This window comes from Hallella colorans (assembly GCF_003096815.1).
Lineage (GTDB): Bacteria > Bacteroidota > Bacteroidia > Bacteroidales > Bacteroidaceae > Prevotella > Prevotella colorans.
This window is the reverse complement of sequence record NZ_QENY01000010.1, coordinates 1-22690: the sequence shown is the minus strand read 5'-3', so window position 1 is coordinate 22690 and position 22690 is coordinate 1. Positions and strand designations below refer to the sequence as shown.

Here is a 22690-nt window from a genome sequence, read left to right as displayed (position 1 = left end):
TTTAAATTGAATGTGAACAGAATATTTGTTTTTACCAACCGGGATTGTTTTTGTTGATAAGCTTGTTGACCGCTATCTCGTTGGCCGGGATGGGGAAATAGTTGTACGCATCGGATATTTGATAGTACGTGTACACGTTGCTTGGGCCAAATTTCCAGTTGGTTCCGCTTTGTGCGCGCGGTGCCAAGGCATTCATATTCTTGACGTATTCGCCCCATCTAATGAGGTCAAAGCGTCGTGTCATCTCAAAGCACAGTTCCATGGCGCGCTCGTCTTTGACAGCCTGTCTAAACTCGTCCTTGGTCATTCCTTCTTCTAACGGATTGATACCCGCGCGGCGGCGCACCGCGTTGATGCACTCGTAAGCCTTTGCCGTGGGTGCGTCGTTCACCTCGTTCTCGCATTCTGCGATCATCAACAGCACGTCAGCGTAACGCAAGATAGGGAAGTTAATGGATGTAAAGTTCTTGTTCTTTTTGTCGGCCTCGTATTCACGACGCCACTTTCCGCACGCCAGGTCATAGTCTTTGGTCTCGTAGGTTTTCTCCCGGTCGCCCTTTTTGGCCTTGGAATTGGTGTCGCCATAAGAGAATGACTGGTTATAATACTGACCTTTCACCTCTTCTAACTTGCCCTTTTCGAATAGGCGGCCGTCCACTCCCTTGCCCTTTACAGACTCGGTGTAGGTGAATGGTGCGATGCTCCAGTTCATACGCTTGGTATCTCCGTTAGCGACATACAGCTCGTATAGCTTGGGTGTGCTCCAGAAGAAGCAGTAGCCAAATCCCGGATCAAGCTTGCCAGTAAGCTCAGTTTTGCTCGAAAGGTCGGGCCCCAGAATGCCTATGATATTGCCTACACGACCCTCCGTGCGAATATCTGTAGAGTAGTTACCGGTAAATTCAGCCTCCCACATACTCTCATTGGCAGTGGAATTATATCGGTTGGCGCACTGGTCGATGAAAAAGTCCCAATAGTTGGGGGCAAGGCTAAATCCTCCTTCGTCTTTCACTTTAGACGCAAAGAGTCCTGCCTGCTTGAAATATTCTTTTATTTTAGCCTTGTCTGGCGATGTCTTGTCTCGATAGTGTTCGCCTGCTCTGAACATGTACACTCTGGCCAAGATACCCCAAGCGGTCTCTTTGGTCACTCTTCCGGGGCGATACGCGATGCTGGAGGCTTTTAGAAGGTCGTTGGAACTCTCTTCCATCTCTTTGCAAATAAAATCGTATATTTTGGCTTTTGGGGTGCGTTCGATGTCCAATCCTACCACTGTTTGTGTGGAATAGGTCCTGAAAGGAACATCGCCCCAGCACTGTACCAAATTGAAATAGTAGAACGCGCGCAAGAAACGAGCCTCGGCAGAGTATATTTTTTTGTTCTTTTCGTTTATGTCAGACACTTTGTTTATCTCTTCCAAGAAGATGTTGGCACGATTGATACCCGAATAAAGCGTGTACCAAAACGTATAAACTGCGGGGTCGCTGGTTGTTGCGTTGTTAGAAATCAATCCTTCTTTGCTTGGCGCGCGTCCTGGCCCTCCGTAGGCTTCGAGGTCGTCGCCCCCCACAAGATAAAAATATTGGTTGCCGTAAAACGATGTCTGCGTTAGTATGGCGTAGACCCCTCGAAGAAAAGACTCGGCCTCTGTTTCGTTGTTAAAGTAGTTGTTCGAGGTGGTTCTGGTCGGCTCTTTATCGAGAAAGCTGCACGAACCAAGCCCAACTACCGTAGCCATGATTAATATAATAGACTTAAAGTATTTCATATTTGAATGAGTTTGGATGGATAATTTAGAAAGTAAGGTTAACGCCAAAGCTTACGCTGCGAGCGCGAGGATAGGCCGAGAAGTCAAGGCCTGGGGTCAAAGCGCCGTCTCGAATTGACACCTCTGGATCGTAGCCATAATAGCTCGAGAATGTGAGCAGGTTTTGTCCGGCGAGGTATAAGCGCAGTTTGTCTATACCCCAGCGACTTGTTGTGGTCTTTGGCAGGGTGTACCCCAATGTCAATGTCTTGAGTCTCAAGAACGAGCCGTCTTCTATCACACGCGTAGAGAACACGCGGTTAGAGCTTGAAGTGGTGGCTCGGGGTATGTCGCTGGTGGGGTTTTCTTCTGTCCATCTGTCGGCATAACTTGCATATTGGTTCAACTCGCGAGCCTTGTTCCATGAGCTTTCAAACATGAGGCGGTTGGCATTGAGAATGTCGTTGCCGTAAGACCACTGGAAAAACATGCTCAATTCAAAGCCATCATAGGTGAAAGTGTTGGTAAATCCACCCGTGTGGATGGGCAGGCCGTTGCCAATCATGGTGCGGTCATCGTCATTGATGACACCGTCACCATTAATGTCACGGTATTTTGGCATACCGGGCTGTGTATTATTTTCGGATGCGAAGTGCGGCACATTGGCTTTCAGCGTGTACGAATTGCCCGACTTGTTGAAGTCGTCGTACTTGTAAGTGCCGTCGTATATATAGCCAAACATGGCTCCCATGGAGTATCCCACCTTTGCGATATAGCTGGTTTGGGTATTGAAGTTTTGGTCGAATTGCGCCGAGGTGAGCAGTGAATTTTGGTTTTCAGCCAACGCCATCACCTTGTTTTTATTAAAGGCTATGTTGAAATTGCTGGTCCATTCAAACTTTTTTGTTTTCACGTTGACGGTGTTAAGCGTAAACTCCAATCCTTGATTTCTCACTTTGCCAATATTTTTCATGGCACAGTTAAATCCAGATGAGGGAGCTAAGCTGGCCATCAGCAACAAGTCACGTGTAGACTTGCTGTACAAATCGAGCGTCATGTTGATGCGCTCGTTCAAGAAACTAAGGTCGAGACCCAAGTTCCACTGTTCTGTTGTTTCCCATTTAAGGTCCCTGTTAGGTATAGTAAGGGGCACCATACCTACGTTCCTGTCATCATTATCATAAGGATACACACCGCTTGGCACTGTGCCTAAATTGGCAAGGTTGCCGTTGGCGTCTTTCAGTAGCTCATAAATGCCGTATGTGTCATATTCTCCCACGCGGTTGTTACCCGTCAATCCCCAGCTCAGGCGCAGCTTACCGTTGCTCGCCACGTCTCGTATGGGGTTCCAGAAGCGCTCTTCTGTAAAGTTCCAAGCCAATGAGCCCGATGGGAAATAGCCGAAACGGTTCTTGCCACGAAACTTGGAGCTGCCGTCCGCGCGCATGGTGAAATTGCCATAATATTTTGATTTGTAGTTGTAGTTGAGCCGTCCGAAGAAAGACATCATTGCCCAGCTCGATGCCGTCGAGGAGGTGCGGGTGGGCGTGCCTTGGCTCATGCCTGCCATTCCGAGGTTCTCATTGGGAATGTTGATGGTCTTAAACTGATAGAACTCATAGTCAGAATTTTGGAGAGAGAAACCCAACAGCGTGTTGAAAAAGTGTTGTTTTTTCAGGTTTGTCTGGTAGGTCAGGGTGTTTTCGTTCAGCCATGTGGCACGTTTGTAGCGTGTCACCTGTGCGTTCACCTTCTCGATGGATGTCTTTCCGCCGTAGCGTGTCTTGGAATTATTAAAGTTGTCCAAGTTCCAACGAGCATCCGTATATCCGCCCGAAACCTTCAGTCTCAGTCCTTTCATGATTTCATATTGTAGAAATCCGTTGAACTGTATATATGTGTTGTTTCGTTTGTTATACTCATTGTTGAGCGACATATAGGGGTTGAAGCGGTAGTCGTTGGAGTTGTTCACATCCTCATCGGTGGCATTCTCCAGCAGTGATGTTAGAGGCAGGCCCGGTTGTGTTACTGGGCGATAGCCCCACACACTATAAAAGAGGTTGTTCATACCCGAATAAGACGCTTGCGATGGCGAGGCACCCATTTGGTTGGTCTGCGAATAGTTTACATTCAGGCTCACCTTGAGTTTGTTTTTGTCTATCGTGGTGCCCAAGCGTCCCTGCGTGCGGTTGTAGTTGGAGTTAATCACGATACCGTCTTGATCAAAATACGACAGTGATGCGTTGTATCTCAAGCCTTTGTCGCCTCCGTTGATGCTCACGCTATGGCTCTGTATGGGGGCGGCCTTGAAGATCATATCCTGCCAGTTGTATTGCTCAATGTTGCGGTAATCATCCAATGTCCACTGCTTGCCATCGTGTTTCGCGAGGTAAGTATCCGCGGCTTTCTCTGGGTACATCTCGTTCTGCAGCCTCACAAACTGGTACGCATCCATCATTGGTATCTTGCGCGTTATGGTCTGCCAACCTATGCTACCGTCATACTGAACCTTAGGCTTGCCAGCTTGGCCGCTCTTGGTCGTGATGATGATAACGCCATTGGCGCCGCGAGCACCATATATGGCCGATGCTGACGCATCTTTAAGTATGTCTACCGACTCGATGTCAGCTGGGTTGATACTGCTCGCTATGGATGGGTCTTCCACCGGGAAGCCATCTACAACATAGAGGGGAGAGTTGTCTTGGGTGAGCGAGTTGTTGCCTCGTATCACGATATTCATCTTGGCACCCGGCACGCCCTCGCCCGAACTCACGTTCACACCAGCGATACGGCCACCCAAAGTTTGGTCGAACGAGCTTACGGGGGTACTGATTAGCTCTTTCACGTCAGCTTTGGCGACAGCACCTGTGAGGTCGCGTTTTCGCACCTCTTGATAACCCACTATGACCACTTCGTTCAACAACTTGTGGTCTTCTTTCATCACTATGTTGACATTGTCGCCAGGCACGACGCTCTTTTCCACGCTTTCATATCCGATATAAGAGAAAGTCAGCGTGGCTTTCTTTGTTTTGATGTCTAATGAGAACGAACCGTCCAAGCCGGTGATGGTGCCTGTAGTGGTGTTTTTTACGGTCACCGTGACACCCGGCAAGGTCTCGCCCGTTTCGTCTTTCACAATTCCCTTTACAAGAGATTGAGCGTAAGATACCGTTGCTGAGAAACAAAGCATCAGCAAGATGGCACAGAATCTTAACTCTGCGAATTTAAGATTTTGCTTATTCATATACATTATATATTTAGGTTTTGATTTTTGGCGTTCAGGTAATGCTAATGCAAAAATAAGCCTATAATCTGTAAAACATGTATGACATTTGTACAAAATAATGCAGATATTGTACAAACGCAAAAGTTAATATTGCTTGTATCAGCGTATTAGCTTGTTTTGTTTTCTTTAATATAATTTACGTTTCTAACTTTTAAGAATTATCATCTATAACAAATGCTGCTTGATAGCTTGCATCACATTGGCGGGCGGACGTTGGTTGAGCAGCTCATTTTTCATAAAATTCATGTAGGGCGTGACAAAGTTGAAAAAGGCTTGGTACCCTTCGCAAAGATAGTTGAGCCCAGGATTGCCATAGCGATCTTTCACAAATCGATTTTTAGGGCATTCTCCATGACACGCAAACTCAAACCGGCACTCTCTGCATTGGCGTGGCAATGATTGGTGTTTCAACATGCTGAAACGCGATTGCTTCTCTCCATAAAGCATCTCTGCGATGGTTTGCTGCCTGATATTGCCCAACTTGTATTCTGGAAACACAAAGTGGTCGCACGAATACACGTCGCCATTAAACTCCATCACGCCGGCATGCCCACACTCTTTGGCGTAAACGCACACGCCAGGCTGCGCCCCAACCCAATTTGCCAAAGTGGCGTCAAACAATTGGACAAATGTTGTCCCGACATCATTTTGCACCCATTCCTTGAAAATGGTGCACAGAAAATGTCCCCATTGCCGTGGCGTTACGGAGAAAGGGGCCGTTCGTGCCTCGCTGCCATCTTGCAGACTGGCTAAGTGTCGGCCATCAGCGTGCGGTAATATTCGCTCAACAATGGGCGTGAATTGCAGAAACGCACTGCCGTATTCCTTAAAAAAATGATAGAAGTCTATAGGGTGGTTGGCGTTGTAGTCGTTTACAACTGCCATCGCGTTCCATTCCACGCCATGTTTCTTGAGCAGCCTAATGCCTTGCATCACGTTTTTCCACGTGGGTTTTCCTGATTGTGCATGCCTGTAACGGTCGTGAAATTCTTGTGGTCCGTCAATGGATACTCCTACCAACCAGTTGTTGGTTTTCAGAAACTCGCACCATTCATCGGTAATCAAGCTGCCGTTGGTTTGTATCACATTTGTTATCACCCTGCCTTTGGCGTAGCGCCTCTGGAGCGCGATGGCTTTTTTGTAGAAAGCCAATGGGCGTGCCATCGGTTCGCCCCCATGCCACGTGAAAAGCACCTCGGGCGTGGTTTGCGCCTCGATATACTCCTGTGTGAACCGTTCTAACAGCTCTTCTGACATGATATGCCGTGGCACGTTGTCATATAGTTTTGATTTTTCGAGGTAGTAACAATAGTCGCATGCCATGTTGCAGTGCGCGCCTACCGGTTTTAACATGACGTATAGGGGTCTCGAAAAAGGAGCGATGGTGTTTGTCATTGGTTGTCGTGTCGTTTAGTAGAGTTTTGTGTAGTGTCTTTGGCTCAACCCTCTCTAAGGAAGTCGAGCGCTTCTTTTATCTCATCGTCGGAGGCTGTCTGGTTGATGCGTATGTCGCCAATGCCGCCCAGCAAGGTGAAGTTGATGACGCCGTCTTTGTTTTTTTTGTCGTGTGCCATCAACTCCATCAGCTCCGGATAGTCATCGCAGGTGATGTCAAGCTGTCCGTAATGGTGGCGAATGAACCTCACGGTCTGCTGCATTGTGTCGGTGGGGAAGCCTGTCTTGACGGCCGAGAGATATAGTTCGCATACCAATCCGAAGGCCACGGCGTAACCGTGTGGCAATGGCTGTGTGCGTGATGGCGCGTCTTCGCTTTTCGCTTTGTCGTTTTTTGCTGTGTGTGCAGGTGGCTCGACGCCTTTCTTAATGCATCTGAACGAGAAACTCTCAAAGGCGTGCCCAAAGGTGTGCCCGAAGTTCAAGGCTTGTCGAGGGCCTTTTTCTTGGGGGTCTTGGGTTACGATGCGCTCTTTTACTTTTATGGAATCGGCGAGAATACGCTGCAAATGGTCCAAGTCGGGGGTTGTGAGATGAAAGTTTATCAACTCCGCCCAGTGCTTTTTGTTGGAGATGAGTCCGTGTTTCAGCATTTCGGCATAGCCCGAACGCAGGTTGGTCGTATCCAGTGTTTTGAGAAAATCTGTGTCGATGATTACGTATTCCGCGTCGCTGAAAACGCCAATCTCATTTTTCAAGCCGCCGAAATTGATACCCGTCTTTCCACCTACCGAGGCGTCTACCATGGCTAAGAGGGTGGTGGGTATGTTGATAAAATTAATTCCTCGTTTGAAAGTGGAGGCCGCGAGGCCGCCTAGATCGGTCACCATTCCACCTCCAAGGTTGAGCAAGCATGAGTGGCGGGTAGCGCCTCCACGTTGCAAGGCTTGCCATACGTGGGTGAGAGAGTTGATATCCTTGTGACTGTCGGTAGGCTCGATAATGATGTGCTGTGCCCCTTTCAGTGAAAAAAGCGATTCTATCTTAGGCCAACATTTGCCATGAGTGATGGTGTCTGTAAGGACAAAAATCTTGTCGTGCTCACACTCTGAGATGGCAATGGCCAATGCCGTGTTTATCTTTTGAGATATAATGACTCTCTGGTTCATGGTCCTAATTGTTTTATATTTGAATGGATGCTCTAAAATCAAGCTTATAGGTTGTCCACCTTTTTTCACGTTTCACGTTGCCATTATTTTCATGTACCGTTGTCGTTATTCTACACTTTTTCTTTAGTCGTATGGCCCGCTACGCACTTTCTTCAATCCAATAAACCAAGATAAAAACTGTATGCGTATTTGGTGGCAATTAGTTTTGGGCACCTGCTAAGTACAAATATACAGATAAAAAATCATCAACATGCCAGATGGCGCACGCTAATTAACACTTTTTAGTATTTGGGAAATGCTATTTCGCTCATGCTTGTTCGCATCATGAGATGAGATGTCGAAAATTATTTCTTTAAAAAAGACAAGCCAAAAAACACGACAAAACACCTTGTGAGCGTGGTGTATTTGCAAAAGGTAAGGCAGATGGTTCAAAATACGCGAAAAATGAAGTGGTTTTGTATTTGTCAGAGTATCAGCTGTTTGAGTGGATGAATGCTTGGTCCATGCGCAAATCGTCATGATTTGAGCTTGCGATTAGAACTCAATGGCTTGCCGATTCGGCATTAAAGGCGTGCCAATTAAAGCTCAATGAGTCTGCGTTTTGGCACAAAACGTATGACCAATAGATACCAATGACAAGACAGTCTTTGCGGAATGGTCGAAAATGTGTATGAAAATGGTGCGAGCATTGCTCAAAAATTTGCTAATAGGCTACTATTACTACCACCTGTTTTTGTGATATAAAATTGACAAAAAGTGTTAAGTCGACTCTCAAAAATACGACATGGCATTCTTCATTAGAACCTGCGGCATGAATTTGTGTTGAGTATTTTGCTCCTGTCTTCCACAGCACCATGTGATCACTCTTTCAACAAAGCACAAAAGAATCTTCATGGTTCTTTTGAAGTTAAACGTGGCAGCTGCAAGCATGACATTGATGAAGCCTCCGAAGAGACCCTTGCAGAAGTTCCTCCCTGGCCGTTGGTCCGCCTTGCGGTGCCCTACAACAGACTCTATTGCCGCCTGCTATGACGAACGCTCGTAGGCTCGCCAGAAAAGCTCCTCCCTGTAGAGGATTATGCCGCCGTTGTTGGCGGCATCCAATGCGATGATGTCCTTTCATGTCATGGTTGCTATATGCTTATTTGTTTTGAAAGACACAATGAGACAACACCGCATGGGGAAAACAGCCGTCCCTCACTCCTTGTGGGGAATGAAGGCTCGCAGAATGACTTGAGGCTTATATCCGGATTCTTGAAATACTGGCGAAGGAGAAACTCTTTCTCCAACGGGGTTTAAATGCTTCTTCATAATTTTACGTATTGAGGGCAAAAAGTAGGTGTAGGGAAATATAGGATTTTAATTTTCCAATAGAATAACTGAGCGCTTTTTTGGGGACGTTTCCGTGTAAACTTTTTGAGTAGCAGTAGTTCTTTGATTTTGATATTGCCATGCTGAATAGTAATGGAAAAAGGAGCTAAGAATGAATAAACCTCATTTTCTGAATCATGCTTTTTATATTTATTAAGGCACGTGGATTAAACCAATATGATGCCATTGCGTCTTAAAATAAACAGAAATTCTATATACAAAAGATTTCCAAAGTATGAAAAAAAGTCTTATCGTCGCTGTGCTGATGATGATATCAATAGTAGTTAGAGCGCAAGAGAGAGAGATTATGGGTGCGCTCGTAGATGGCGACACGCAAGAAGCCATGTCGATGGTGACCGTTCAGCTATTGAAAATGGACTCAACTTTTGTCGCTGGTGTTGTGTCTAACAGCAAGGGCCGTTTTATACTCAAGGCTCCGACTAATGGCAGATATATCTTGAAGATGTCGAGCGTGGGCTATGTGCCTGCATTTAAGAATATCAAGGTGACAAACGATCATGGGCTTAATGTTGGGCGGGTGTCAATGCGTGCCGACGCCGTGATGCTGAAAGGTGCGGAGATTACGGCGCAGGCCCTGAAGGTAAGCGTGAAGGAAGATACTTTTGTGTATAACAGTGCGGCCTACCGCACGCCTGAGGGATCGACCATTGAGGAATTGGTGAAGCGGTTGCCGGGTGCACAGGTGGACGAAAACGGCAAGATAACGATTAATGGCAAGGAAGTGAAAAAAATATTGGTTGAGGGCAAGGAGTTTATGACCGGCGATACCAAGACGGCTTTAAAAAACATTCCCACCTCCATCGTTGACAGGATTAAATCGTATGATCAGAAGAGCGATCTTTCGCGTGTGACAGGTATTGACGATGGCAATGAGGAGACAGTGCTTGATTTTGGCATGAAGCCTGGCATGAACAAGGGGGCAATGGTTAATGCCGACGGGGCCGTCGGAACCAAGAGCCGATATTCGTCGAGAGTGTTCGGTGGCTATTTTAACAGTGACATGCGCATCTTCGGCATGGGCAATGCCAACAACGTGAACGACATGGGGTTTGGTGGCAGAGGCGGATGGTATGGACGTGGACGCAATGGGTTGAATGCCACCAAAATGGCAGGTCTCAATATTAACTATGAAAAGAAGAACGTGCTGAAGGTTGATGGTAGTGTGCGTTGGAACCATAGCGATGGCGATGCATTGAGCAAAAGCTCTTCTGAAAATTTTGTCAGCACGGTGGGCTCGTTTTCTAACAGCCTGAACAAAATATTTTCGCGAAGTAATAGTTGGAACGCACGGGCTCGAGTGGAGTGGATGCCTGATAGCTTGACCAACGTGATGTTTAGACCATCGGTAAGTGTCAGCACCAACGACCAGCTCTCAAGTAATAGGTCGGCGGCGTTCAACGCAGACCCATATCGCTATGTTATGGACCCTCTTGCGCCAGAATCGATGGCTCAACTTGAGGCAGACAATCTTGTGGTAAACTCAAGAGACGGGAATGCTATGAGCTATTCTGACAATAACAACGTGGGCGCGATGTTGCAATTTAACCGCCGTTTGAACGCTCGGGGGCGAAATATGACGTTGAGAGCGGATGTGAACTATAGGGACAATGGCTCAAAAAGCTTATCCATCAACAACGTGCATCTGTACCAAATGAATAATACGATGGGGGCAGACTCCATGTATCAGACCAACCGCTACACCGTAACGCCTACCAGAAACTGGAGCTACACCTTACAAGCCACATATAGCGAGCCGCTATGGCGAGCTACATTCTTGCAACTGCGCTACCAGTTCAGTCATAGTTATAGCAAGAGTGACCGGTCAACATACGATTTTTCGAACCTTGGCGATAATTTCTTTTCTGGCATAACGACTGGATATAGGCTTTGGGATAGTTATTTAGGTCGACTCGAAAAAGATTACACGCATTATCGGGATGGCAATTTGAGTAGATATTCTGAATATTCCAACAATCGTCATGACATTGAACTGATGTTTAGGATGATACGCGAGAAATATCAACTCAACGCTGGCATATTGTTTCAACCGCAACGGTCTAACTATGTGCAGGACTACCAAGGCGTGAGCGTTGACACTGTTCGAAATGTGTTTAATGTGTCGCCGACATTTGATTTTCGTTATCGTTTCAACAAGGTGAGCAATCTCCGACTGAACTATCGCGCGTGGACCAATCAGCCGAGTATTGGGCAGATGCTTGACATCTATGATGACTCTGATCCTCTGAACATATCGACAGGTAACCCGGGACTGAAGCCTTCTTTCACACAAAACCTGCGTTTTTTCTATAATGGCTATTTTCAGGCGACGCAGCGCTCGGTGATGACTCATCTGAGATTTGCCACGACGAGCAACGCTATCAGTAACAAGGTGACTTATGACGAGCGCACCGGAGGCAGAACCTCGCGCCCAGAAAATATCAATGGAGACTGGAGCTTGAATGGTGTTTTCATGTTCAACACGCCTATAGACACGGCAGGCGTGTGGAATGTCAACACTTTCACAAACATGAGCTATAGCAACAATGTGGGGTACGTGAACTTGCGACGAAAAACCAATGCCGATAAAAATACTACGAAGGATTGGTTTGTCGGTGAGCGATTGGCTGGAAGCTATCGAAAAGACTGGTTGGAAGTGGAGCTTGACGCTTCGCTTAACTATCGACACTCTCGCAATAAACTCCAGACTACAGCCAATCTTGACACGTGGCGATATGCTTACGGCGCAAATGTCAACGTGACAGCTCCATGGGGTATGGCTGTATCGACAGACATACACATGAATAGCAGGCGTGGATATAATGACAATTCGCTCAACACGAATGAGTTGGTGTGGAACGCACAGGTGTCGCAGAGCTTCTTGAAAGGTAAGCCGTTAACGGTTATGCTGCAATTTTACGACATTCTGCAAAAACAAAGCAACTTCAGTAGAACCATCTCGGCCATGCTCCGAAGTGACACTGAGTACAACGCAATCAATAGTTATGTGATGCTGCACGTGAACTATAAGCTAAACCTTTTTGGTGGAAAGGCTGCACAAGGGGAAATGAGGCAAGGTATGTGGCGTGGTAGACATGGGCGTGGAGGCTATCATGGGAATCATGGTGGAAGATTTTAAACAAGTAGAGGAACAAGAGGCGCATACGAAAAACAGAGGCTATGGGTGAACGTTTCTTCATCTATAGCCTCTATTGTCAAGTGTTAGTTTTGTGATTTGGATAGTGTCTTTTTCCGATCCAAATGGTTGCTACTTGTTGCTTAAAATAATCTTTTCGATAATTTGTGGGAAATATTTCATCTCAAGGACATGCTCTTTCTCCGCGATATTATCAGGATTATCATCAGGCGAAAGGGGCGTTTTGTACTGGGCTATGATTTCTCCTCCATCTATTTCAGAGCTTACCCAGTGTACGGTCATGCCCGTTTCTTTCTCGCCAGCAGCCTTGACGGCCTCGTGTACATGATGTCCCCACATGCCTTTGCCACCAAACTTGGGCAAGAGTGCGGGGTGAAGGTTAAGCATCTTGTGTGGATAAGCCTTGATGAGAAAATCTGGAATGAACAGTAAAAAGCCCGCCAACACTATGAAATCAATGTTATGGCGCTCAAGTATAGGCATGAGTTTGGCCGCGTTGTTGAAATCGGCCTTGGATAGAACGCATGTTTCCACGCCTAATTTTTGGGCTCGCACGAGAGCGTAAGCATCGGCTTTGTTGCTAAGTACAAGATTGATTTTGATATCGTTGGAGCCTTGAAAATAGCGTATGATATTCTCGCAGTTGGTTCCGCTGCCCGATACAAAGATGGCGATGTGAGTCATGGAGGTGATAGTGTAAGAGGGTTTCTAAATATTGGAACAAATGATAGGGTAGGTGGGTCAGTCTATGTCGTCCCAGCCATCATCGTCAAAACCGAACATGGTGGGTGTAACAAAAGCCTCGAGAGCTCTGCGGTCTTTTTTTGTGGGGCGCCCGGTACCACGCGCCCTGTCCACGAAGCCGCTGATGCGACTCATCTCCAACAACTCGTATTGTTTGGGGTCGGTGATGTTCTCGTACACCTGTGGTACCAATTTAGCACCTACGCGCTGCTCTATACAAGATAACACCTTGAAAGAATACGTAATGGGTGGTTTCTTCACATTGATGATCTCGCCAACCTTGATGGTTCGGCTGGGTTTGACATTAATGTCGCCTACCGTGACGCGGTTGTTCTTGATGGCATCGACAGCTACGGAGCGCGTCTTGAAAATGCGTGCCGCCCATAGCCATTTGTCAATGCGAGCAGAGGTGCCGCACTTGGGTAACGGCTTGGCGTTAGTCACGCTTATGGATTGGTTTGCGTTGTTTTCGGATTTGGTATTGTCTGACATGATAGATAAATGGAGTAAAATGAACGGCCGTGGCGTGGTGGCCATTTTTGATGGTCGAAATAGAAGCTGTTATCGTTTATGTTTGCCCATGCTGTTGAATTGGTTCATTGTAGCGTTGATACCTTGGAGAACAAAGCTCTTGATGATATTGATGGACGTGTCAATGGTGGGCAGGAGTGTTTGCATTTCGTCTTCGTTGTAGCGGCCGAGCACCCAGTCTACTTGTGCGCCATGAGGATAATCATTGCCCACGCCTATGCGCAGTCGGGCATAATTGGTGCCAATGAGCTGAATGATGTGCCCCAAGCCATTGTGCCCACCGTTACTGCCACTGGCCTTGAGACGATAATCGCCCAAGGGAAGTGCCACGTCGTCACTGATAACGAGTAGTCGGCTTTGGTCTATTTTCTCTTGGTTGAGCCAATATCGCACAGCATTGCCACTGAGATTCATAAACGTAGATGGTTTGAGCAGAAAGATTTTTCGCCCTTTGAGAGATGTCTCGGCAACAAAACCATAACGTTTGTCCTCAAAACAAATATTGGACGCCTTGGCAAAGGCGTCCAATATCATAAAACCTGTATTGTGTCGGGTGCCAGCGTATTCGTCGCCGGGATTGCCCAATCCACAAATTAAATACTTATCCATGGATGAATTACTCGCCCTCTGCAGGTGTCTCTGTTGTCTCTTCTTCTGGAGCTTCCTCCTCGGTTTGGGCAGCGTTGCGAGTCATCTTAATGGAGCAAACTACGACGTCTTTGCTTGTTGCAAACTCCAGTCCTTCAAATGACAAATCACCTACCTTGATACTCTTGCCAATCTTGAGGGCTGTAACATCGATGTCAAGATGCTCGGGTATCTGTTGGTAGGGCGCCGTGACAGCTATCTTGCGTATGGAAAGGTTCATACGTCCACCATCGCGAACACCTTGTGCAAGACCTGTCAATTTGACGGGAATGCCAATGGTAATGGGCTGCTGGTCGTTCACTTCGTAGAAATCAACATGCAAGGGAGCGTCAGTTACTGGATGAAACTGGATTTCTTTCATCACGGCAGTGTGGCTTGTGCCATCGATGTCTATCTTGATGACGTAGATATGCGGTGTGTAGATAATCTTGCGCAGCTCGCTAAAAGGCGATGCGAACGCTAAAGCTACTGGTTTGCCATCTTGTTTATTCTCGCCATAGAGGTTGCAAGGAATCATGCCTTGTTTGCGAATGGCTTTAGAAGCTTTTTTACCAAGGGCCTCTCGCTTCTGACCTGTGATACTAATTTCTTTCATGATCTTTCTTTTAAATGTGTTACTCTAAATTAAATTGTATTGTTAATTCACCATCACACTGGAAATCATTTTGCCAAAGTGAAAATGCGATGCAAAATTACCCTTTTTATTTGAAATGTGCAAAGTTTTTCTAAAAAATAAGGTTTTATGCAGACGTTTCTTGCAAGTATATGGATTTTTAGTTACATTTGCAGATAGTAAAAATAAATTTCTTTGAATCATAAGACCAATGATTAATCGTGATCTAATACGTATTAAGGTACTCCAGTTAACCTACGCATATTATCAAAACGGTAACAAAAATATCGATATCGCAGAAAAAGAGCTGCTCTTCAGCCTATCAAAAGCATACGATTTATATAATTTTCTCTTGGCACTTGTTGTCGCTGTAACCAAAGAAGAGCGCCGACGTATGGACTTGTTGACACAGCGGGCGGCGCGTGAGGAACTTGAGGCGCCTTCGCAGAAATTTGCGTTCAACCAGTTTGCGGTGCAATTGGAGGAAAACAAGATGCTAAATTCTTTTCTTGAGGATAAGAAACTATCGTGGGAAGACGATATAGAGTTTGTGAGGAGACTGTGCAACCAAATAGAGCAAAGCCAGATTTACAGTGAATATATGTCCACTCCTGAAAATGATTATGAAACGGACAGGGAGCTTTGGCGTAAACTCTATAAGTTGTTCATACAAGATAATACAGATTTAGACACGCTTTTGGAGGAGAAAAGCCTGTATTGGAATGACGATAAGGAGACGGTGGACACATTCGTACTCAAAACCATTAAACGGTTTGAACTTGAGAACAAAAACAAACAAGAGTTGCTGCCAGAGTACAAAGACGAGGAAGACAAAGAGTTTGCACGCAAGCTTTTTCGCGCAACGATACTTAATGCGGACGATTATCAACGCTATATGAGCGAGACTTCTCGTAATTGGGATTTCTCTCGTTTGGCCTATATGGATGTGGTCATCATGCAAATAGCCATCGCTGAAATGCTCAATTTCCCCGGCATTCCCGTCATGGTGACGATAAATGAGTTTGTGGAGTTGGCCAAATTGTATTCCACGCCGCGCAGTGGCTCATACATTAATGGCATGCTTGACGCCATAGCTCGCTACTTGATAGGCGAGGGAAAGATGCTCAAGGACATGCCTGAGCCACGCCAACGTTTTTCGCACGATGATAACAGGCGTGACAAAGAAGAGGGAAACGGACCTGTGAGGTTTGTACACAGGCCTCGTATCAATGAGCAAACACAATCAGAAACTAACAACACGGACAACGAATTGGGTATGCAGGCTAATATTGAGGTTGGTGAAGTAGAGGATTCTTCGAGCGAAGAAACGCCTGTGGACATGACGAAAGAATAGATAATTTTTAGAAAATCAAATAATATATAGACAATGAGTACATTAATATTGGCTGCCCAGGCAGCTCAAGGTGGAGGAGGCATGGGAGGCATGCTTATTATGATGGTGGTTATTTTTGCCATCATGTGGTTTTTCATGATTCGCCCACAACAAAAAAAACAAAAGAAGATACGCGAGTTTCAAAACTCTCTACAGGAAGGATCCAAAGTGGTAACTGGGGGTGGAATCTATGGCACAGTAAAGCGTTTAGACGCCGCCACAAACACTGTTGACGTGGAAATTGCTCGTGGCGTGGTCATATCCGTAGACAAGAGCTATGTATTTGCGGACGTAAGTCAGCAACAACCTAATGCATAGACTGAAGAAAATATATCATATCGTCAGGAACTTCTTGTTCGGATTGCTGAACAAGGAGTTCTTGATTTTTCTATTCTTTCTTTTTCTCAGCGGCATCTTCTGGTTGATGATGACGCTCAATGAAACTTATGAGAGAGAACTTCCAGTGGCTGTTCGTATTAACGGCGTGCCCAAAAACGTGGTGATAACCACTGATATTTCAGACACGATGTATGTCACTGTGCGTGACAAGGGATTTATTTTGGCGTCATATTCTTTAAGCAAACGCATACGCCCCATTGTGCTCAACTTCTCAACTTACGCTAATAAGCAGTCTGGTCATGGTCAAATCCCATTGTCTGATTTGCAGCGATTGGTGAGACAAAGGATATTCGCATCTTCAACAATCGTGTCTGTCAAAATAGAAAAACCTGATTTTTATTTTAACTATGGACGTAACAAGAGAGTGAAGGTGAAACTTGTAGGTAATATCATTCCTCGCAAGAACTATTATTTATCCCACGTTCAGTTTGTTCCAGATAAGGTGATAATTTACGCGTCGGCAGCAAAATTAGATAGTATCAATGCGGTTTTTACCGAATATCAAAACGTTGTCAACTTTGACGATACGGTGGTGAAAACGGTAAGATTGAAGGCTATGACAGGAGTGAAGATTGTGCCGCAGAGTGTCAAGTTATCATTATATCCCGATATATTGACAGAAGAGAGTGTGGTTGTACCTATCACGGCCATCAACAAACCAGAGAATTTAACCGTTCGGACATTCCCACAGAAGGTAAGGGTACATTTCACGGTAGGGGCTAGTATATTCAGAACTATCAAGTCGTCTGACTTTAGGGTTGTGGTAGACTATCGAGAAGTGGCTGCCCGGAGAAGTGAGAAGTGTAAACTTTATTTGCAAAACAAGCCTCGCGGTGTGGGTAACGTCAGAATGGAAATGGAACAGGTGGACTATCTCATCGAACAATAGACCATGAAAATAGCGATAACTGGTGGTATAGGAAGTGGAAAAAGCTATGTGTGCCAATATCTTCGACAACTTGGTATACATGTCTATGACTGTGATGCGGCGGCTAAACGATTATTGGCTGAAGATATACGTATCCAGCAATCCCTACGCCAACTTGTAGGTAACGAGGTCTATACGGATGGCGTGTTGCAAAAAAAAATATTGGCTCAATATATTCTAAAATCCGCACAAAACAAACAAGCTGTTAATGATGTGGTTCATCCAGCAGTCGCTCTTGATTTCATACGCAGCGGCTACTCATGGTTGGAGAGTGCCATTCTCTTTGAAAGTGGGTTTGACAAACGTGTCGATTTCGACTGTATCGTATGCGTTAGCGCTCCGCTCAAAATACGAATTAACCGCATTATGCGGCGCGATGGCATCAGTGAAGAGAAGGCCTTGCAGTGGATAAACTGCCAAATGTCGCAAGAGAAAATGGAGAGCCGGTCAAACTACGTTATAATAAACGATGGTGAAAAAAATATAGAAGAACAATTTAAAGAATTATTTAACAATATAAACAAGAAATAAAATGGAAACAATACTGTCAATTTCTGGTAAGCCAGGACTATACAAACTCGTGTCACGTGGCAAGGCAAACCTCATAGTAGAGACGCTCGAAGAGCCTGGTCGCCGTATGCCAGTGTTCGCATCTGATAGGGTAACAAGTTTGGCTGATATTGCAATGTACACCAACGAGGATGATGTGCCTTTGTGGCAAGTGTTTGCCAATGTTGGGAAAAAAGAGGATAACAAAGAGGCTTCTATCAATTATAAGAAGTGTTCGAGCAAAGACCTTCGTGTGTATTTTGCTGAAATATTGCCCAACTATGACCAAGATCGCGTGCATGACAGTGACATAAAAAAACTCTTGCAATGGTATAATATCTTGGTGAAAAGCGGAAACACCAATTTCAAAGAGCTGCTCTCGCCTACAGAGGGTGATAATGTGGACGATCGAAAATAATCGGATTTTAACACTGGCATAACTTGTTGGTTATTGCTGTCCGGTAAAACTCAAAAATGGCACGTGTGAGATGCAATTTCGAAAATCTGGCGGCTGACGATAAAAATGCCGCCCATATTTATCGAAACGATAGCCATGCTTTATGAGTTGGAGGAAAACCTCAGGCACAAGAAAGCCCCACCCGAGGAAGTTGAGACGGAGCGAAAAGCTAAAGCTTACCCCATCCTTAAGTATTTGGAGACTTATATGCTGGATGTACACAAGCAGTACACCGCTGGCTAAGCTATGGAGAAGGCGTTGCGTTATGCCTTCACCGTATGGATACGCGTTGTCAGGTACGTGCAGGACGGACGCTTCAACATAGACAACAATCTCATGGAGCAAGCCATCAGGCCTATCACGCTTGGAAGAAAGAATTATCTGTTCTGTGTCGACAATGAAGAGGGGGCGGAGAACGATGTCATCTTCTACACCTGCATGGCGTGTTGCAGGGAAGCAGACATAGAGCCACGCAAAATGGATTAGAGAAGTCCTTTCAAAGCCACTGCCAGAAATGACGGAGTAGGAGCTAACAAGAATACTGCCTTCAAATTTCAAATACACAAATAACCCTTATATGCTGCCAGGCACATAAGGGTTATTTGTTAGTGTGAAAGACGGCTAATATTGGATGATTATGGCGTTTCTTGTCTTGCCATTTCCATGCATAGCTACATGCACTATGGGTGGAAGAATTTGTGACATGTGTTTGATGTGTCAAAAAAAATCACCAAAAACAACACTTTGCGGATTGTCCAATCCGTGCAGGAAAACCGAGACTAATGACCCAAAAATACAGACGTGACATCGCAAAATACGCAACCAGCATGCGATAAATACATAATCAACGTGCATTTAGCCCATAATGGCAAGCTGATTAGAACGTAGACGTCACCCCATTAACCACTAATCATACCTCGATTAGTGCTTAATGATAAACCGAACAGAAAACTTCTTATAAGCAAACTGTTGAGAGAATACTACAACTGTATAATATATAGGTACTTATAGAAAACTCTCATTTCTCGCATATTTGCCAGCTATCTGTAGGATGTTTACAAATAAACGATTTTTGAGAGACTACTTGTAGTAATTTCTCACCATATTTTTTTTGTTTTATTGATTATACCATGCCCTTTATTATCCTTATTAAACAAATACCTAAAACTTTCTACTTGATAACCATACGGTGTTACTTACAACTACACTTAGAGCTATATTCACTCAAAAATCTGAACTAATGAGACGTATGCACACACTTGCCTCTCCCATATTACCTATGGATTGATAACATTCAACTCATGCTACTGTCTTACAAGCATGATGTAAAAAAATAACCGCAGACAACGGACCTGAATTTGCAGACTGCAAATGGTTGGCAAAAACATTGGATACGAAATATACCATTGAGGAAGTAGCAAGAAAAATGGGGATTTCAAGAGTTAACGCTTAGTCAGAAAATGAGCCGTAACCCTACAATAGGCACTTTGGAACGGATAGCAAATGCTATCGGCTGCAAGGTAGTGGACTTCTTCCAAGACGAAATTTCCTCTTTCTCTGCTATCATCAAGCACAACGGCGAGTTGAGGGAGATTACTTCGGTAGAAGAATTAGAAGAGATAGTCGGAAAGTTGAAAACAGGAGGAGTAGTTGCACTTATGATGAAATAATGCCTAATTTTACTATACGGTAGAAAAAACAGCAGAAAAAGTTGTTATATATAGAAACTTTTATTACTTTTGCAGTATGAGACGAATAAGAACATACGGTGGCTATTTTCAGGCATTCATGCAGACGTTGGATGAGAAAGTGCAGCGAAAGATAGACTACGCCTTGCAGCTACTGAAAACACAGGAAAGACTTTCGTCAAAGTTTGTCAAAGCAATCAGAGATGGATTGTTTGAATTGCGAATTGAATACGAGAGCAATATCTACCGTGTATTCTTTATTTTTGACAACGGACAAATCGTGGTGCTGTTCAATGGCTTTCACAAAAAGACACAGAAAACACCCAGACAAGAAATAGAAAAAGCACTAAAGATAAAGGAAGCATATTATGAAGACAAACAACCACAAGATTGAAGACTACGACCTCGTGCTGGATGAAAAATACGGCAAGGAGGGTACACCGCAACGTGTACAGTTTGAAAATGAGGCAAAGGCTTTTTATGCCTCGCAAATCCTTTTACAAGCACGCAAGGAAGCAAAAATGACGCAAACCGAATTGGCAGAAAAAGCAGGTACGACCAAGTCATACATATCAAAAATAGAAAACGGATTGATTGAGCCTGGAGTAGGACTATTCTTTCGCCTTGTTAACTCTCTCGGATTGCGCATAGACATATCAAAGCCAATAGGATAGTTACATCAATAGGCTTTAATATGATGACCAGTTAAGATACTTACGATATTAGCGAATTGGCAAGGATACTTCTCGCATATTTGCCAGCTATCTATAGGATTTTTACAAATAAACGATTTTTGAGAGACTACTTGTAGTAATTTTTCACCATAATTTTTTTGTTTTATTGATTATACTATGTCCTTTTTATCCTTATTAAACAAATACCTAAAACTTTCTACTTGATAAACATACGTGTTACTTACAACTACACTTAGGGCTATATTCGCTCAAAAATCTGAACTAATGAGACGTATGCACACACTTGCCTCTCCCATATTACTTATGGATTGATAACATTCACCTCATGCTACTGTCTTACAAGCATGATGTAAAAAAACAACCACAGACAACGGACCTGAATTTGCGGCACATAAGGACATTACAAAGTTCTTAGGCGTACCCGTGTACTTCGCTGATCCATATTGTTCATGGCAAAAGGGAGCTATTGAGAATACAAATAAACTAATCAGACAATATATACCGAAAAAGGATTCGTTTGAACATTAAAAGGATTCGTTTGAACATTAAAAGGATTCGTTTGAACATTACACATACAAGAGAATTATGTCGATACAAAAGAAACTGAACGAAAGTCCGAGAGAAAAATTAAACTTTTCTCCACCTAAGTGCGAGTTCTTCAAACACGTTTAGTAATTTTGCATTTGCTGGTTGACTCTACGCACCCGCATATTTTGCTGTCATTGCATCAAAAAACTTGCAGAAATCATCTGCCATACAAAATATTTCAGTAACTTTGTCTTCGGTGATCATAGCGATTTTTGTTTGTAATTCTATGTATATCAACACTTTAAAGTTGCAACAAATTTCGCAAATCACCAAATTTACAGACACTTATAATTCGTCGAACTCACGTTATATTTAGTAAACGATGCGAAACAGAATCTCTACCCTATCATTTGTCCTCCTATTGTGGCTAAGCGCATTTGGTGTGCCTGTGAGCAAACAAAAGGCTCAAAAGTTAGTGGAAAACTACAATCAGATGGCGAAACTCTTGCACCTTACGACTGATAAGAACGTACAAAACCTTTTCCGTGAACTTATAAGATTCACGGAAAAGTTCAAGTTACTTCAGTAACAAACTGTGGAGTTAACAGAGGTCTGTCGTCATATTCATATAACAATTATTCTTTCTGCATCTTATAAAAATATATATCCTTTATAACTTTTTTTTTAGGTAATTCGCAAATGTTATAGATTTTAGCCACAAAGGTATCGGGTGGAGCTTGCCTCTCAAAATAATAATTAAGAGTGTATGGTGCTTCGAATGCAGGGATGTCATCTATTTCCCAAGTTTCTCCATAACCTTTGTTTTGCAAACTATCTCTACCTGACAAAATAATTATAAATTGATAATTATCTCTGTCAACTATTAACATATCACTGTTGTAATCTCTGTAATTATATGGATGTTCGACAAATGCTTCTTTTATATGAATGTATATGCTATCAAATACTATTGTGTTTTTGTCTGCTTTATATAGAGATACAAGTGCATCTCTCCTTTGGGACTCTGTTGCAGACATACTGTTTGTAATCCTTAAGGTCTTTCGTTTGTAAAAACAATTGCATGATGATAACGTATTCATTATTACTATTGCCAAAATTGTCAAAAAAAGCTTTCTCATCATATAATATACACCCGTTGGCGGAATTAATTTAGTGCATACTTAATTCTGCCAATGGGCTTGTTGTTAATGAAGTTTGCGTATTGCAGAATGGTGAGTGCACTAATTTTGCCAATGATTCTGGCAAACAAACCATTCGTTAGTCGACCCTCAAAAAGGCGACATCGCATTTTTCATATAGACCTGCGTGATGATTTGGTATTGAAAATTTAAGTTCAGCCTCCCACAGCACCAC

The 22690-nt window shown here is 44.1% G+C and carries 20 protein-coding genes and 3 pseudogenes; 12 read left to right on the top strand and 11 right to left on the bottom strand.

Features of this window, described 5'->3' with window-relative positions:
• Positions 1 to 31: 31 nt before the first annotated feature.
• The 4 genes from C7379_RS06345 to C7379_RS06330 all read right to left on the bottom strand — a co-directional run bounded on the left by C7379_RS06345 (position 32) and on the right by C7379_RS06330 (position 7597).
• Positions 32 to 1768 (bottom strand): RagB/SusD family nutrient uptake outer membrane protein, encoded by a 1737-nt coding sequence (locus tag C7379_RS06345; RefSeq protein WP_116616524.1) that lies wholly within the window; start codon positions 1766 to 1768, stop codon positions 32 to 34.
• 25 nt (positions 1769 to 1793) lie between these two features.
• Positions 1794 to 4937: a SusC/RagA family TonB-linked outer membrane protein gene (locus tag C7379_RS06340; RefSeq protein ID WP_116616574.1), complete on the bottom strand. Its 3144-nt coding sequence runs from the start codon at positions 4935 to 4937 to the stop codon at positions 1794 to 1796.
• Between the two features lie 261 nt (positions 4938 to 5198).
• The gene (locus C7379_RS06335) at positions 5199 to 6428 is read right to left on the bottom strand and encodes an anaerobic sulfatase-maturation protein (protein WP_116616523.1); all 1230 of its coding nucleotides are present in this window, start codon (positions 6426 to 6428) and stop codon (positions 5199 to 5201) included.
• A gap of 44 nt (positions 6429 to 6472) precedes the next feature.
• Positions 6473 to 7597 (bottom strand): 3-dehydroquinate synthase, encoded by a 1125-nt coding sequence (locus C7379_RS06330; RefSeq protein WP_116616522.1) that lies wholly within the window; start codon positions 7595 to 7597, stop codon positions 6473 to 6475.
• 1606 nt (positions 7598 to 9203) lie between these two features.
• On the opposite strand from C7379_RS06330, the gene C7379_RS06320 reads away from it, so the two are divergent.
• On the top strand, positions 9204 to 12125 hold the full coding sequence (locus C7379_RS06320; RefSeq protein WP_116616521.1) for an outer membrane beta-barrel protein: 2922 nt from the start codon (positions 9204 to 9206) through the stop codon (positions 12123 to 12125).
• Between the two features lie 129 nt (positions 12126 to 12254).
• Here C7379_RS06320 and purN read toward each other — a convergent pair whose 3' ends face one another.
• The 4 genes from purN to C7379_RS06300 form a co-directional block, all read right to left on the bottom strand.
• Positions 12255 to 12827: a phosphoribosylglycinamide formyltransferase gene (gene purN, locus C7379_RS06315; RefSeq protein ID WP_116616520.1), complete on the bottom strand. Its 573-nt coding sequence runs from the start codon at positions 12825 to 12827 to the stop codon at positions 12255 to 12257.
• Between the two features lie 57 nt (positions 12828 to 12884).
• Complete coding sequence (locus C7379_RS06310; protein ID WP_116616519.1) at positions 12885 to 13379, bottom strand: RNA-binding S4 domain-containing protein; 495 nt, start codon at positions 13377 to 13379, stop codon at positions 12885 to 12887.
• Positions 13380 to 13448: 69 nt separating this feature from the next.
• Positions 13449 to 14027, bottom strand: coding sequence for an aminoacyl-tRNA hydrolase (gene pth / locus C7379_RS06305; RefSeq protein ID WP_116616518.1), 579 nt, complete (start codon positions 14025 to 14027; stop codon positions 13449 to 13451).
• A 7-nt stretch (positions 14028 to 14034) separates the two neighbouring features.
• The gene (locus C7379_RS06300; RefSeq protein ID WP_116616517.1) at positions 14035 to 14661 is read right to left on the bottom strand and encodes a 50S ribosomal protein L25/general stress protein Ctc; all 627 of its coding nucleotides are present in this window, start codon (positions 14659 to 14661) and stop codon (positions 14035 to 14037) included.
• Between the two features lie 229 nt (positions 14662 to 14890).
• Here C7379_RS06300 and nusB point away from each other — a divergent pair, with 229 nt between their 5' ends.
• The 11 genes and pseudogenes from nusB to C7379_RS06250 form a co-directional block, all read left to right on the top strand.
• Positions 14891 to 16033, top strand: coding sequence for a transcription antitermination factor NusB (nusB, locus tag C7379_RS06295; RefSeq protein ID WP_116616516.1), 1143 nt, complete (start codon positions 14891 to 14893; stop codon positions 16031 to 16033).
• Positions 16034 to 16066: 33 nt separating this feature from the next.
• Complete coding sequence (gene yajC, locus C7379_RS06290) at positions 16067 to 16390, top strand: preprotein translocase subunit YajC (RefSeq protein ID WP_116616515.1); 324 nt, start codon at positions 16067 to 16069, stop codon at positions 16388 to 16390.
• A complete protein-coding gene (locus C7379_RS06285; protein ID WP_116616514.1) occupies positions 16383 to 17360 on the top strand; it encodes a YbbR-like domain-containing protein in 978 nt (325 codons plus the stop codon). The genes yajC and C7379_RS06285 overlap by 8 nt, the downstream gene beginning before the upstream one ends.
• 3 nt (positions 17361 to 17363) lie before the next feature.
• Positions 17364 to 17930: a dephospho-CoA kinase gene (gene coaE / locus C7379_RS06280; RefSeq protein WP_116616513.1), complete on the top strand. Its 567-nt coding sequence runs from the start codon at positions 17364 to 17366 to the stop codon at positions 17928 to 17930.
• A 1-nt stretch (position 17931) separates the two neighbouring features.
• The gene (locus C7379_RS06275; RefSeq protein ID WP_116616512.1) at positions 17932 to 18366 is read left to right on the top strand and encodes a DUF5606 family protein; all 435 of its coding nucleotides are present in this window, start codon (positions 17932 to 17934) and stop codon (positions 18364 to 18366) included.
• Positions 18367 to 18471: 105 nt separating this feature from the next.
• Positions 18472 to 18648 (top strand): IS66 family transposase, encoded by a 177-nt coding sequence (locus C7379_RS12950; protein ID WP_243406732.1) that lies wholly within the window; start codon positions 18472 to 18474, stop codon positions 18646 to 18648.
• Between the two features lie 3 nt (positions 18649 to 18651).
• Positions 18652 to 18891 carry an IS66 family transposase gene (locus tag C7379_RS12945; protein ID WP_243406731.1) on the top strand — a complete coding sequence of 80 codons (240 nt, stop codon included), beginning with the start codon at positions 18652 to 18654 and terminating at the stop codon, positions 18889 to 18891.
• 974 nt (positions 18892 to 19865) lie between these two features.
• A complete protein-coding gene (locus C7379_RS12845) occupies positions 19866 to 20075 on the top strand; it encodes a hypothetical protein (protein WP_207773403.1) in 210 nt (69 codons plus the stop codon).
• A gap of 76 nt (positions 20076 to 20151) precedes the next feature.
• Complete coding sequence (locus C7379_RS06260) at positions 20152 to 20487, top strand: type II toxin-antitoxin system RelE/ParE family toxin (RefSeq protein WP_004349760.1); 336 nt, start codon at positions 20152 to 20154, stop codon at positions 20485 to 20487.
• A complete protein-coding gene (locus C7379_RS06255) occupies positions 20462 to 20767 on the top strand; it encodes a helix-turn-helix domain-containing protein (RefSeq protein WP_116616511.1) in 306 nt (101 codons plus the stop codon). Before C7379_RS06260 ends, C7379_RS06255 begins: the two co-directional genes overlap by 26 nt.
• Before the next feature lie 372 nt (positions 20768 to 21139).
• Positions 21140 to 21460 (top strand): annotated as a pseudogene (locus C7379_RS06250) (IS30 family transposase); the annotation flags it as partial.
• A 36-nt stretch (positions 21461 to 21496) separates the two neighbouring features.
• Here C7379_RS06250 and C7379_RS12940 read toward each other — a convergent pair.
• The 3 genes and pseudogenes from C7379_RS12940 to C7379_RS06230 all read right to left on the bottom strand — a co-directional run.
• A pseudogene (locus tag C7379_RS12940) lies at positions 21497 to 21580 on the bottom strand (transposase); the annotation flags it as partial.
• A 371-nt stretch (positions 21581 to 21951) separates the two neighbouring features.
• A complete protein-coding gene (locus C7379_RS06235) occupies positions 21952 to 22353 on the bottom strand; it encodes a hypothetical protein (protein WP_243406730.1) in 402 nt (133 codons plus the stop codon).
• A 128-nt stretch (positions 22354 to 22481) separates the two neighbouring features.
• Positions 22482 to 22595, bottom strand: a pseudogene (locus C7379_RS06230) (IS982 family transposase); the annotation flags it as partial.
• Positions 22596 to 22690: the final 95 nt, after the last annotated feature.